Here is a 12,632-nt window from a genome sequence, read left to right as displayed (position 1 = left end):
GTCCCGACGATATGAAGCAAAAGGTCGTTGACTATATGCGAGGCATGCAGCGAACTCCTGAATTGATCTGTTCTTTCTTTCGGGCACCTGATACAAGATATGCTGCATAACGTCCGCTTACTTATGCACTGATTAGTAATTAGATCGATACCCTTCGCCTCCTTCACGGACTTGGGCATCGCCTTGTACATTTCCAGGATAATTCCCTCCAGTCTGTCCCTACTGCATCCCTGGAGCTTTTGTCTCAGTTCCGCGACCTTCATGGCAACTCCTTACCTGATGCATTCATGTCCGGCGCCCGATTGAGCATATTCATCCGGCCGTAGTACCGCAACGACAATTCTCCCGCCTGCTTGGCTGTTGCCGCTTGTTGCATCAGCGGCACACATGCAATAGCATGAGAGTCCCGAAAAGATGGCCAGGAATTTCGGCCGCTGCATCAGCCAGTAGCAAGGATGTACACATGAGCCCCGGACGCAACGAACCATGCCACTGCGGAAGCGGTAAGAAATACAAGAAGTGCTGCCTGTCGAAAGATGAGGAGTCCAGGCAGGAAAAGAAAGGAGAGGAACCCGGCTCTGGGGCTGACCGGCAGTCCTCCCTGGACGACAGGATCCGTAAGCGAAAACTCGATCCACGTGTCGAGGCCGGCGAAGCGCTCTGGCGCGAGTTCTCGGCTGCGGATTACCAGGCCAGGCTTGCTCTTTTCATGCGCACCCTGGACGATCCGGAGCTCATGGACGCGGAGATTGCGTTCGAGATGCTCAATGAGATCTTTCGACACACGGCCGAACACGGGGAGCGTGACCGCTTTGACGCTCTCGTGGAGGAACTTCGCAGCCGGAGGCCCGAAATCTACGACGAAGATAAGGCCTATGTTCTGAAATGGCGTATCGCCAACGCGCTGGCCGCCGGCCGGCCCGGAGAGGTCTCGACTCTGGCTCTTGAGCTGGCGCCGCTTGCCTCCAGGAAAATCGATATCTTCAACCGTGTTGAAAGCCAGCTTGCTTACCATGGACATTTGTCGACCCTTGTCGAGGCGATGCGCCTGGCCTGGCCAGACGTTAAATCCTCGAGCGAAATCGTTCCGTGGGGGGTCGACGAGTTTTGCACCCGCGCCATCACTTATGAGCTTTTGAACCATGCGGACTGCGCACTGGAGCCGGCCAAGTCAGATCCGGTACTTTCCGGTAGGCTCCAGTTCTTCTCAGAAGTCGACGCTCCCCAGGTGGCGTCATACCTGTCCCACCTCGCCGAATGGCCTGCAAAAGTATGGACGATGAATGATTTCAAGTTAGCCCAGCCGCGCTCCGTGCGGGATGACCAGGAAGAGTGTGAGCTCGAGACCGGGGGTGCAGGTGGAGATTTGCATCTCTACCAGCTGACCATCCAGTTTCTTGGCTATCTGCGGCGTTTTGAGGGCGTAGCTTTCTCAAAGGGCGAATTGGGCCGCCATGATTTGTACCGGTTTATCCTGGAACGTCACGAAGGAAAGCTGGAATACCGGGAAAGCATGCTTGAGTCCATGCAGCGCGACTTAAACCGTCAGCGAGAGCGACGGACGGCACGCCAGCGGAAGTTCAGGCCCTATGAAAACGTTCTGGTACCTGACAGCGAGCGCCTGGAACATTATCTTGCAGGATTGCTCGGAATGATGAACCAACTTAATCATCGTGCCGCAGCTTTGTTTGAGATCATTCCCTCCTGGCTCCGATTCCTCGAAATGCGCGGGCTGATCGACACCGCAACGCGGGTTCAGACGCTCGATGAAATGGAGCCCCTGGCAGAAAGTCTCCGCCGAATCCTAGCCTCCTGTCCAGATGATCCAGCTCCACTCCGCGCGCTCAAAGGATGGCGCGCAAACGATCAGAGAGCCATTCTTGAATAGGCAATTCAAGAAGCTTTGCACGCTTGATCACCTGAAGTTGCGAAATCGGGGCACTTTCCTGAGCTATATGACCAGTACGCCTAGGTCTTTGGGGCGATTCAAGCTGTTTCACAGGCCACCATGAGCTTCCATCCTCCTCAAAGCCCCCCTCCAGTTCAATTTGGCAATGCGCGCGCATGGCCGCGCGCCCGGTCCACGCTTCAAAACCGTAGAGATTCTGATCCCCCTCCTCTTTGGCTTTGTTGACAGGCGCTCGCCATCTGTGTCGTAATGCCTTTTTTGTGCGCGACCAGCTCTCTTTAGATTGTTTGTCGAGGCACGGAGCCGTACCCCACGGCCGGTCTGGGCGGGAGACAATCTCTGGTCAGGAAGATCACCCGTAGGCCGGCCGTCGTGGGCCGGTCATCTCAAAAGTGAGGGATGAGTAGTATGGACTACCAATCGTTATTCCGAATGCCAACCCCGATGAAGATTACCGGACGTTCATCCAGCATCACGAACGCATTCATCAATTCCATAATTCCCGTCGTGTCACCCAGCGCCGAAGAGGTCAAGAAGTCCCTGGAGATTCTCGGGATGACGCCAGACACCTTTCAATGTGCGTACTGCGGTGGGGTTGCATCCGAATGGGATCACCTCCGCCCGCTTGTGAAGAAGCAGAAACCTACTGGTTATATCTCAGAAATCCACAACCTCGTACCATCCTGCGGCAAGTGCAATCAGTCGAAGGGCAACAAAGAATGGAAGGCTTGGATGCTGAGCGCCGCCGCGTTATCACCAACCACTCGTGGCGTCCAAGACGTTGACGAACGAGTCAAACGACTGGAGGCCTACGAGAATTGGCATGTGCCTACGAAGATGGATTTCGAGGCGATAGTGGACAAGGATATTTGGGCGAAGCATTGGCAAAATTGGGAGCGCGTGCTGTCACTGATGCGTGAATCGCAAGAGCTTGCCGCAACAATCAATCAGAGCGCAGCCGGAGCGTACAAAGCGCTGTAAACCTCTGTTCCATTGCGGGCGTACGCCCTCAATTTGGACTGAGCTAGAGGGACCCGGAATATGTGCATGAAGGATTGTAATTTTATGAGCCTGCGGCACGTGTTTTCACAGCCGGGATCCTTCCGGCGAATCACTCGGATTCCACTGAATCCATGGCTCAGACCTTCTGCCACAGATCGGGGAAAACTCTGAGCGGGATACCACGGCAGGACCGAATTCACACACCATACTTCTGTTCCAGTAGATCTCGGTGATGCGGTTCGGCGGAGGCGGCCAGCTGCTGCCAGAAACGCACCCCGCATCTGTTTCGTAGCGAACTCGCTGAAATCGCGGCGTGAACCTGCCACCATTGATCCAGCAGGTCTGGCCGACGAGAGTCCATCAAAACGATCAGCCTTTTCCCGTGCTGAGCTGCTGCCAACACGTTCCGGATCAGCTGGTAGCCATGGAAGTGCTCCTCGTTTGCTGGCAGGATTTCCACATCAAAGACATCGCGCAAGGCGTCATATCTGAAAAGGTGTGCCTTTGGTCGACTAGTAAAATCCCTTTCGGTGAGTTTAGCCTCGACGAGGGTATCGCCAAGGACCATATCCACTTCAGTGGCATCAGTAGATTCGTCGGAGAGAATGATGCGTGGTGGATATCCGAATCTGGGAACGGCACAAAGTGGTGTAGCACCCAGGACCTCGGCCAGCCTAACGCAGGCGCCCGGATAGCAGAAGCAGTTCATGAGGAGGGCATCTGAGCTGTTGCTCGAGTCGAGCTCCTTAGCTGAGGTTTGGTACTCCAATGGTAGGGCATTTGATTTGGTGTGCCTCTTCTCTAGCCTGCGGGACCATTCTCGGTCGGCCGTGATTGCATCCCACGCTTCCTCGAAGAAGTTCCCGTGAGAAGCGCCGTCCGTCGATTGCTGGAACAAAACCGTCGCCGGGGTGCCGCGGCTCCGATATGCCAGCACACCAGGACGTTGCGCCCAAGCTTCCGCTCGTATGCGCAGCTGATCCTTGAGCAAACCCGCCCAATCCATCGCATTCCTCTTTCTGTCGAAAGGATCGACGCTCACCGTCAGAGGTTACCCCGCCCGGAAACGTCATGCTGGGCTGCCTCAGCCGCAGCGTTTTATTCGGCCGCACTTCGCCGAAGCCGTGCCGCCACCTCCTTTGCGATCTCGGGGGTCCTCGCGATGGTGGATGCAGGCGGCGCCATTGCGTCGCGCCGACTTCGCTCAAGGAAGAAGAGATTCGCGGGAGGGCGCTCGCCAAACTTCCGGAGCAGCTTCTCCAGGAGGTCGCGTGTTGAAATACCGATAGCGATTACGAGGCCAGGATTGAGTTTCGAATATTGCTTGCCTGTGTGTGCCGCCCAGGAGGCATTGAATAGGTCCGCGCTGGTATCCTCCGACCGCCATTTGAGAAGGTTCAGGTACGCAATATCGTCAAGCTCGGCACCGGCTCCAGAGAGGACCGGCATGACGTAGTTCTGCACAACGCCCCAGGTCGGCATGACCCGCCGACCAAGGAGTTTGCAGAGATCGTCAAACCGTGTTCGAAGATCAGCCAGATTGGCATCCCGTAGGCGATGAAGCACTTCAAACTGAAGGGCGTCTTCTTGACTCATTAGCGCTCCGCCTTTCCCCGGGTTCTTGCCGAGAAAGAGAACGCCCCCAGAGCGATAACGCGTGCCGACGAAGCCCGGCTGGGGAATCTCGTCTCCGAGGCTGTGCCGATCCTCGATGCGATGCGATGCGCTGCCGAACATGGTGTCAGGCTTCGCGTGGAGGATTTCTTGCCAGATTGCTGCGAGATCGTCTCGGAGATCCAGGGACACCTGCTTCTCCCCTAAATTACCATTAATCTTCACGTGCCGCCTGCTCTCGTCATTCTTGATCACGGCTCCCTCGTTGGCGTCGGGCACAGGTTCCTCGGTCACTGCATCCCCAGCGCTGCGGAGTACCCTTGCGGAGTCCTCCTTGGAGCTCTTGTCAATCCGGCGACGATTACCTTGACTATACTTCATGCGCAAAAGCGCGCTTCTGAGGCGCACTAAGCCACATAGAATATACTTGGTTGGCCTAAAGATGGATGGCTTTCTTATCGGCGCCACAGCAGTCTGGCAGTCCAAGACTTACTCTGCGACAATTCTCCATCGGGAGGATTGCCGAATGCCCTGACATCAAGAGGCAATGCGGTACCTCCATCAGAAGGACATTGTCACAGCTTTGGCCGCCAAGCGGTGGCGATTCTAACGCCTTTCCAACCGTCGATTCCGTCTCGCCATGCCGCCAGCCAGTCACTGCAGGCCGTTTCTAGGGCCCTGTGCTCACCACTCGAACCGACAGCATTGACTCGATCCTCCGCTTGGCGGATCAATGCTCCGTGACGAGAACCATTGAAGATCCAATCCCATGCAAGGGAGCCGCCGCTCGTTTCCACTTCGTTCCACATTTCGGCAATCTGATAGACGGTGCGTGTAATCAGCGCCTTGCCTGTCACCACGTCAGACCCCTTGTCGTCGACCGTGCTGAAAGCGTGGTCTTCAACGGGCGCCCCTGTCGGGATTTCAGATTGCTCGCTTGTTATCTGGCCTGATTTGATTTGCTGCCATAGCCCCACTGGACACCTCCGATGAAACAACGTGAATCAATTCTTTGCTTTTGCCATATGCCTGTTTTTTGATGTGGACAGCGTGGACGGTGTGGACAGCGATCGTAAATCATAGAAATATCAATTCTTGTACTGTCCACAGTCCTGACAATGTGCTGTCCACAGTGTTTTTCGTGTGGACAGAGATCAACCATCGGCGTGGACAGTGGAACTGAGGCAATTGCATCAGTTTGCAGAGCCTGTCCACATTGTCCACGCTGTCCACAGGGGAATTCGGACAGATTGCGAATCATCTCAGGATACCCTCCCGAATGACATACACGGCCACCCGGTTATCCTGGTCCGAGGAGTCAGGTCCCACTCTTCGCCTGGAGATGAGCCTTCCGCCGTCCCCGGCTACCAAGTGGCCGCGCTCCGAAAGTGCCTTCGCGACCGCCTGGGCATCAAATCCGCGGCAGACTTCCGCTTTGAAGGTTTCGCGCATGATCCAGAACTCCCCGCCATCGGCATTCTTCCGATAGAATCCGGCGCGGGCCGTGATAGGGCGGGTATCGTTCTCCCGCTCAAAACGGGCCGAACCGTGCTGCTCGAGGAATAGCCGCACCTGGCGGATCGCCGCCTCGATGTCCATCGCCCCGGAGGTTCCGCGCCCGGCCAGCCACTCCTTGAAAAGGCCGACACTGGCTTCAACAGACGCGTCTTCAGGCCACGGGAGGATCCCAGCTTCGATAGCGATTTCGCCAGCGACCGCTACCATCGCAAAACGCCCTGCTGCGCGGCTTACCTCCCCGCTGGCAGCTTGCGGGACATTCATCCTTATGAATGCCTTCCGGAACTTTTGCGCGTTCGTCCTGACCTGTTCATGGTTGGTGGTCACAAACTGGAGAAAATGACGGATCGGGGAGCCGTAAATCCGTTTCGTGGCATCCTGCAGGCAGCGTGCAAAGATGTCGGCGGAAGGGGAGCCATGCAGGTTTTGAAACAGGCCAAGTCCTGCCCCAGCATCTGCCTGGAGATTGACCAGGCGCACCTCCTGACCAGCCAGTGTCCGCCTCCCGATGCCGGCGATATGATCTGCCAGGCTCATTTCGCCGGCGGACAGGAAGAGGAGTCGCCAAGTCGATTTTCGGCGCAGGCCTCCGGCTGCTTTGCTCCGGTTTTTCCCCTGCCCGTTGGCGAGCATATAGGCAACCTCGCCGGCCTCTCTGGCGTCGCATTGGCTCAATTCGTCCAGGATCAGAGTGAGATCGTTGTGGGCTTCGGCGACCGACTCCAGGCCATTGGATGTGGAACGCCAGGACTGAAGAAAACCTGTTTTTCCCCCGCCGCCCAGGACAGAGCCGGCAAGATGTAGCGCGGTCGTCTTGCCGGTCGAGGAACCGCCGACAAAATGGAATCCGCCCGGCTGTTCATCGCACAGATTCAGCAGTGGCCCGGCGAGCGCCGCGCTTGCGGAAAATATCAATCGCGAATTCCCAACACAGTATTTCCCGACGGCTTCTTTCCAGTCGTCCAATGTCCCCGATTGCCGCAGTAGAGAATCGCTCTCGTTCTGGTAGATGACCTCTTCCTGGTCCAGGCCAATGGTCATGTCCGGCAAAACAAAGGACCCGCTGTGCCAACCCACCTGGGTCGTGCACCGCGTGCGCACGGTTGGGCGGGATTCGGAGAGGTAGCGGACCAGCGCTTCCCGTGCTTTGCGTCCCGGCGCCAGCGACAGCCCGCCGTCGAGCAGCCTGGCTCTCAACTCGCCACCATCGCCGGCCAGCGCAGTCGCCGGCATGGCCCATGAATGCAGGTGGTCATCCGCATCGCGCCATTGAAGCAGCCGTCCCCAGGATTCGTTGCGGCGGTCCCGGGTAAGCCCTATGACTTCGAGCCGGCCGCAAACCCAAATATCCGGTTTGTCATCCTCATCGGTGACCAGCCAGACGCCCGAGTCTTTTACGCGGAATCCACCCGAGATCGCTGCCGTGTATTTTCCGGACGCAGGGCGCTCATCCGGCTCCGGTCCAAGTCCAGCTTGCAGCGCCTCGATTTCGTTTGCAGTCAGTGCCGGTTCAGAAATCATTGTGGTAGAGCCTCCATGCCCGAAGCCGTTCCGCGTCAGTGCGGCAGAGGTCGATCTCATCGAGAAGGTACTCAATCTTCGTCTCACCGTCGCTTGTGATCCGGAGCAGTTTCCAGCCGAGAGCGTTTTCTGGATCCACGGCCAGTTTCTCTCCGGCGTAGCGTGCGATTCGCTGTCTCATAAGATATTGATCTCGCAGGCGCCGACCGGTTTGCCTGCACCACTCGCGCACGCTTTCGAGTGCCTCGCGCCGCCTGACGATTTTCGGATCCGGCCGCGGAGGTTTGCATGGGCCTGTGATCCCCAGGAAGGCAAGAGCTCCTTTGAAATCGGTGCCCTGGACTTGGCGCACGAAGTCCACCTTGTCTCCCGAGGCATGGCAGACATGGCAGAAATAGACACCCTTTTCCTCGTTCAGTGACATCGATGTGGGACTGTCGCCGCCGTGGATCGGACACCGTGCGCGGCGCCGACGTGGCGCCCGTTCGCCTACTTGCTGAAAGATTGTTTCCCAAGATGGGAGAGGCTGGCTCTCGATCATTATCTCTCCTCCGCCCTTGCCTTCAGCCACTCTATGATTTCTGCCTCCGGCCAGCCTACGCAGCGCTCCGTCAGTTTCACCTTCTTTGGAAACTCCCCTCTCCTCTCGAGCCGCCACCGCGTGACTCTGGATAATCCGGTCATGTGTTTCACTTCTCGTTCTCTCAGGATTCTTGTCATTTCTTGTCGCCTTTCTGTGGTTCGGTTCTGCTCATTCGGTTTCACAGATTCCTCGACAAGAGTCCCTGCGCGCAGGGTGTGCAGGGTATTGGGGCGCTCTATGTCATTGAATTCGCAGGAGTAAAAAATTAAAGAAAATCAGTGCAGGGTTTTTACGGTGCAGGGTAGTGCAGGGTACTGGGACCCTCAATCGCGAGTCGTGGATTTGATGCCCCTGCCGCGCTTGGCATTCTGTTGGGTGTAGCCTATCTTTTTCCTCGCCGCTTCCAAATGCTCCTGAACCGTGGCCCTGGAAATCCCGAGACGCTGGGCGATATCCGTGTCCGAAAGGCGGTACCCCCATTTAAGGAGAGCGCAATCCTTTTGCCTGTCTGTCAGTGGAGCGCCGTCGAGATAGGCAGAGATATCCATTTCCTCAAGTCTGGGCAGTTCCTTCTTCGGAAGCCTTCCGTCCGGTTTGACCTTTGCCCGGCTTGGGGTGTGGTTGTGGACTACCGTCTGTTTCCGCGCTGCCTCACGTTCCATCCCGGCGAGAGCGAGATGGAACTCCTGGACCTTCATTTCAAGATCTCGTGCGCCTTTGAGCTCGTCCTTGGCACCTGCCCTGAGGAGATCCAACGATGTGTAGTATTCGACGAAGCTGACGTTTTTTCCGAAGAGTCCCAGTCCGGTTTCTTGATCCTTATAAAACAATCCGGCGGTCCGGACAGCCATCAAAACAAAATTCGGATCCTTTCCAGGGAAAAAGCCGTAGCTCTCATCCAGCGCGCGCAGGATCCGCAGAGTTGTGGGACACAGATATTTCCTGATCAATTCAAGGTCCTCTTCTGGATCCGTGCCCAGATGCCGACAATGACGGTTGAAATCGTCCAGCGCGGATTCGATCTCGTGCAAGGCCGGAGTGTTCCAGCCTTCAGGGGAAGAGGCAATGTCAAGATCTCTGCAAGACTTGACCTGCAGCAGGCCGGCTTTCAAGCTGAAAGTAACGATCGGACCATCGTAAGGGTAGAGTCTGTTCCAATGGGGAGCCCGGTTTTTCTGAATCTCGTAAATCTGCTCAGCACCCCGGATAATAATCTCTTGCAGGAGCACGACAATTTTCGCCGAGAGTTTTGGAGGGGCTCCCATTCCCACCTTCCCGTTTGGGTCCCGATTTGAGAAGGCCCGGCAGGCGGTTCGGGAAGCGACCGCTTTTCGCTGATCAGGCTAGCCGGACTGGTTCGATCACGATCTTATCATCACCTCCAGTCGGAGTGAAAAACGATTTGTTGTCAACGGATCCAGGATTCCGAAAGCAAGAGGAGGGCGCCGACCTTCCTTCCGTCTCCTTCGCCATCATCTCAGCTCCCATAACAAGCGGATCGGCACGGCATACATTCGGTCGCCAAATCCTGCAATGGCTTCGCCGTCGTACAGCACCACTCCCGCGTTGAAACGGCTGCCCGCGGCGTCTTTTAGCTTGCGCAGCCCGCGGAAATCGGCCGAAGTGACGGTCGCCGAGGCCTTCACCTCGACGCCCGCGAGCTCGTGGCCCCGGCGTTCCATGACGATGTCGACCTCGAAGCCGTCCCGGTCGCGGAAATGATGGAAGCGGATGTCATCCTCATGCCAGCTTGCCTGCCGTCGAAGCTCCTGGAATGCAAACGTCTCAAGCAGCATGCCGAGTGCGGCTCTGTCTTTTGCAAGTCCCGCCGCGTCGAGGCCCAGAAGGGCGCAGGCGAGCCCAGCGTCGCCCAGATGCAGTTTGGGAGTCTTGATCAAACGGCTGATGCGATTGGAGTGCCAAGGGCGGAGTTCTTCAATCAGAAAAACCCGTTCCAGCAGTGTGATATATTCGCGAATGGTCGGATAGCTCAACTGGAACGGAGATGCAAGTTCGTTTATGTTGAACAGGCACGAGGATTGTGCTGCGGCGCGTTCCAGGAGCGGCGGCAAAACGTCGAGAGACCGGATGCGAGCCAGTTCGCGCACATCCCGCTGCGTCAAAGCGTCTATATACTCGCGATACCATGCGGAGCGCCTTTTTGAATTTGTACGAATAAGCGCTTCGGGATAGCCACCGGCAGCCACGAGTTCCGGGAGTGATCTCCCGAGACGCTCCACATTTGCTATTTTGAATGATGCGTCGAAAAGACCATCGATAAAGCCGGATTCCTTACCGGCGATCTCACATTGCGCCAGCGGATGAATGCGAAGGACCTCCATCCTCCCGGCGAGAGATTCCGAGAGTTTCGGCACAAGCAGAATGTTGGCAGATCCGGTGAGGAGGAATCTGCCCGGCACACGTCGACGGTCGACTGCGATCTTAAGAGCCGAGAAAAGCCCGGGAACGCGCTGGACCTCATCAAGGATCGCTCGCTCAGGCAGATCATCCACAAAACCGGTCGGATCAGCCTCTGCGGCATGCGTGAGGGCAGGATTGTCGAAGGTGAAATAGGAATATCCCAGCGGTTCGCCTAATCCCCGGGCAAGCGTGGTCTTTCCTGACTGGCGCGGACCATGAATGAGAACGACGGGCGTGTCGGCAAGAGCCTCCTTCAAGCGTTTTGACGCGAAGCGGGGGTATAATTTATGAGTTTCCATATCGCTATCGCCATCGGCTGCAGCCGGCTGATTTTAAGTTTGATGTCCGGCTGATTTTAAGTTACATGCCCGGCTATCTTAAACCTTTTTCCCCGGCTGATTGAAACCTTTTTTCGAAAATCTCTGGTGTGGTCTGAACTCAGTCATTTTGGCTGCCAAACCGCCAGGAATGAGGGAAGATATCGGGTGCTGTCCAAAGAGGTGCGGTGATCTTCGTTCGGCTTGTCTCTGATCTACATAATGGTTCAAGTCTTTTGAACGTTTATGCGCAACATTGAGGCGTGAAATATTTCGGCGTCTCATTGCTGACGGAGGACCGTCGCAGTCAGCATCCTATGCCTGATCGTTTTTCATCCCGACCAACTCCAGGTCGCTTACAATTCGGGAGAGCCGGGCGCCCCAGGCATTGAGCGCCTCCTGTTTTTCCTTGTCGTAGCTGTGGCGGTCGTAAACACTGGTAACGCCTGTCTCGATATGGTTCAGGATCTTTCCGACCACCAACCTGGGCACGCCCATTCCTGCCATCATGCTTGCCGCCGTACGTCTGAAATCATGTGCCCGGAAGGACACTTCTGAGGCCCGGCGGACCCGTTGCACTAGTTTCTGCATTTCTCCGACGTGCTCAGCCCTGTTTGCCGGGTTTGGAAATACCCATTCGCTGCGAGGCCGTCCAGCTTTCGCATCCTGCAAGTCCGTGGCCGACTGGACTTGATCAATGATCTTCTGTGCCTGCGGCGAAAGCGGGACTCGGTGACTCAGCTTGTTTTTGGAAAACTCCGTCGGAATAATCCACCAGTCACCGTCGATATCCCTCCAACGCATGGAGTGCACTTCGCCCCCTCGCTGAGCCGTCAGCAGACGGAGCCGGAATGCGGCGGCCGGGATTAGCCGCTCTTTGTCGAGCGCTTTCCAGATCGCCTTGATTTCAGCTTCCGACAGGACGCGGTCCCGCTTCCGCTCAGCTCCAGGGCGCGGTATTCCGGAGACTGGGCTGACTTCCACGAGGTCTTTTGACAGGGCCCAGTTGTACATCTTGCGTACATAGGCCAAGCACCTGTTTGCCATCACAGGTCTTGTCTTCGCCATGTTGTCCAGATAGTCGCGCACCGCCGACCTTTTTAACTCCCTGGCTTTGGTTTTTCCAAACTGGGGCAGGAGGTACCGGTCGAAAGACCTCCTGACCTCTCGCGCCGAGCGCAGTTTTTTCACGTGTTCTCCCAGGAATTTCTTCGCCAAAAACTCGAAGGTGAACCCTTCTACGCGACGCGCGACCTCCGCTTCCTCGCGTCGTTTCTGCTCCTCGACTGGATCGATGCCGCGCCGCACAAGTTCCAGGGCATCCCTTGCCCGCTCACGCGCGTCAACGAGCTGCAGCACGGGGAATCCTCCAAGCGTATAGCGCCTTCTGTAACCCCCAATGCGATACAGCACCGAGAAGACCTTTTCGCCGCTGGGGGTCACGCGTAATACAAATCCGGGCAGGGAAGCATCATAATAGTCGACACGGGTCGCCTGCGGCTTGAGGCTGTCCAATTTTCTCACCGTGAAGTTGATTATTGGCATTTCTTCCCCTTTATCTCGCGAATCAGGAGGTCCTTAGTTTTCGACCTGCAACTTTCTGGGGTTCCACCGGGGTTCCAACTGTCGTTAACTTCAAGAAACAAAGTTCCTATAACGCAATGAAACAATGAGAACGCTCACGAGTCCTTATTCTACAAAGGAATCAAAGGTTTATCCAGCATTATGCCTGGATGAAATGTTGTTT

At 56.4% G+C, this 12,632-nt stretch carries 12 protein-coding genes; 2 read left to right on the top strand and 10 right to left on the bottom strand.

Annotation, left to right across the window (positions count from 1 at the left end; genetic code table 11):
* A partial coding sequence (locus LAP85_21095) for a hypothetical protein (GenBank protein ID MBZ5498902.1) occupies positions 1-263 on the bottom strand: 263 nt, incomplete at its 3' end.
* Between the two features lie 200 nt (positions 264-463).
* On the opposite strand from LAP85_21095, the gene LAP85_21090 reads away from it, so the two are divergent.
* Both LAP85_21090 and LAP85_21085 read left to right on the top strand, forming a co-directional pair.
* Complete coding sequence (locus LAP85_21090; GenBank protein ID MBZ5498901.1) at positions 464-1,888, top strand: SEC-C domain-containing protein; 1,425 nt, start codon at positions 464-466, stop codon at positions 1,886-1,888.
* Between the two features lie 465 nt (positions 1,889-2,353).
* The gene (locus LAP85_21085; protein MBZ5498900.1) at positions 2,354-2,890 is read left to right on the top strand and encodes an HNH endonuclease; all 537 of its coding nucleotides are present in this window, start codon (positions 2,354-2,356) and stop codon (positions 2,888-2,890) included.
* Positions 2,891-3,107: 217 nt separating this feature from the next.
* Here the strand turns inward: LAP85_21085 and LAP85_21080 are convergent, their stop codons facing one another.
* From LAP85_21080 to LAP85_21040, 9 genes are all read right to left on the bottom strand, one after another.
* On the bottom strand, positions 3,108-3,902 hold the full coding sequence (locus LAP85_21080; GenBank protein MBZ5498899.1) for a hypothetical protein: 795 nt from the start codon (positions 3,900-3,902) through the stop codon (positions 3,108-3,110).
* Positions 3,903-4,009: 107 nt separating this feature from the next.
* Positions 4,010-4,819, bottom strand: coding sequence for a hypothetical protein (locus LAP85_21075; GenBank protein ID MBZ5498898.1), 810 nt, complete (start codon positions 4,817-4,819; stop codon positions 4,010-4,012).
* A 281-nt stretch (positions 4,820-5,100) separates the two neighbouring features.
* The gene (locus LAP85_21070) at positions 5,101-5,502 is read right to left on the bottom strand and encodes a hypothetical protein (GenBank protein ID MBZ5498897.1); all 402 of its coding nucleotides are present in this window, start codon (positions 5,500-5,502) and stop codon (positions 5,101-5,103) included.
* 280 nt (positions 5,503-5,782) lie between these two features.
* Positions 5,783-7,564, bottom strand: coding sequence for a DUF927 domain-containing protein (locus LAP85_21065; protein MBZ5498896.1), 1,782 nt, complete (start codon positions 7,562-7,564; stop codon positions 5,783-5,785).
* Entirely contained in the window at positions 7,554-8,105 is a 552-nt protein-coding gene (locus tag LAP85_21060; GenBank protein MBZ5498895.1) for a hypothetical protein, read from the bottom strand. Before LAP85_21060 ends, LAP85_21065 begins: the two co-directional genes overlap by 11 nt.
* A complete protein-coding gene (locus LAP85_21055) occupies positions 8,105-8,284 on the bottom strand; it encodes an AlpA family phage regulatory protein (GenBank protein ID MBZ5498894.1) in 180 nt (59 codons plus the stop codon). The genes LAP85_21060 and LAP85_21055 overlap by 1 nt, the downstream gene beginning before the upstream one ends.
* Positions 8,285-8,470: 186 nt before the next feature.
* Positions 8,471-9,412: a helix-turn-helix domain-containing protein gene (locus LAP85_21050; protein MBZ5498893.1), complete on the bottom strand. Its 942-nt coding sequence runs from the start codon at positions 9,410-9,412 to the stop codon at positions 8,471-8,473.
* Between the two features lie 207 nt (positions 9,413-9,619).
* Positions 9,620-10,867, bottom strand: a complete 1,248-nt coding sequence (locus tag LAP85_21045; GenBank protein ID MBZ5498892.1) for an ATP-binding protein — start codon at positions 10,865-10,867, stop codon at positions 9,620-9,622.
* A gap of 333 nt (positions 10,868-11,200) precedes the next feature.
* Positions 11,201-12,430, bottom strand: coding sequence for a tyrosine-type recombinase/integrase (locus LAP85_21040; protein MBZ5498891.1), 1,230 nt, complete (start codon positions 12,428-12,430; stop codon positions 11,201-11,203).
* Between the last annotated feature and the right edge of the window lie 202 nt (positions 12,431-12,632).

It is taken from the genome of Terriglobia bacterium (genome assembly GCA_020072565.1).
Taxonomy (GTDB): domain Bacteria; phylum Acidobacteriota; class UBA6911; order UBA6911; family UBA6911; genus JAFNAG01.
The sequence above is the reverse complement of the archived record's forward strand: the minus strand, read 5'-3'. Positions and strand labels throughout refer to the sequence as shown.

Excerpts from the sequence above, each read along its gene's own strand:
- LAP85_21090 (MBZ5498901.1), top strand. The coding sequence starts at position 464 with ATGAGCCCCGGACGCAACGAACCATGCCACTGCGGAAGCGGTAAGAAA.
- LAP85_21085 (MBZ5498900.1), top strand. The coding sequence starts at position 2,354 with ATGAAGATTACCGGACGTTCATCCAGCATCACGAACGCATTCATCAAT.
- LAP85_21065 (MBZ5498896.1), bottom strand. The coding sequence starts at position 7,564 with ATGATTTCTGAACCGGCACTGACTGCAAACGAAATCGAGGCGCTGCAA.
- LAP85_21060 (MBZ5498895.1), bottom strand. The coding sequence starts at position 8,105 with ATGATCGAGAGCCAGCCTCTCCCATCTTGGGAAACAATCTTTCAGCAA.
- LAP85_21055 (MBZ5498894.1), bottom strand. The coding sequence starts at position 8,284 with ATGACAAGAATCCTGAGAGAACGAGAAGTGAAACACATGACCGGATTA.
- LAP85_21050 (MBZ5498893.1), bottom strand. The coding sequence starts at position 9,412 with ATGGGAGCCCCTCCAAAACTCTCGGCGAAAATTGTCGTGCTCCTGCAA.
- LAP85_21045 (MBZ5498892.1), bottom strand. The coding sequence starts at position 10,867 with ATGGAAACTCATAAATTATACCCCCGCTTCGCGTCAAAACGCTTGAAG.
- LAP85_21040 (MBZ5498891.1), bottom strand. The coding sequence starts at position 12,430 with ATGCCAATAATCAACTTCACGGTGAGAAAATTGGACAGCCTCAAGCCG.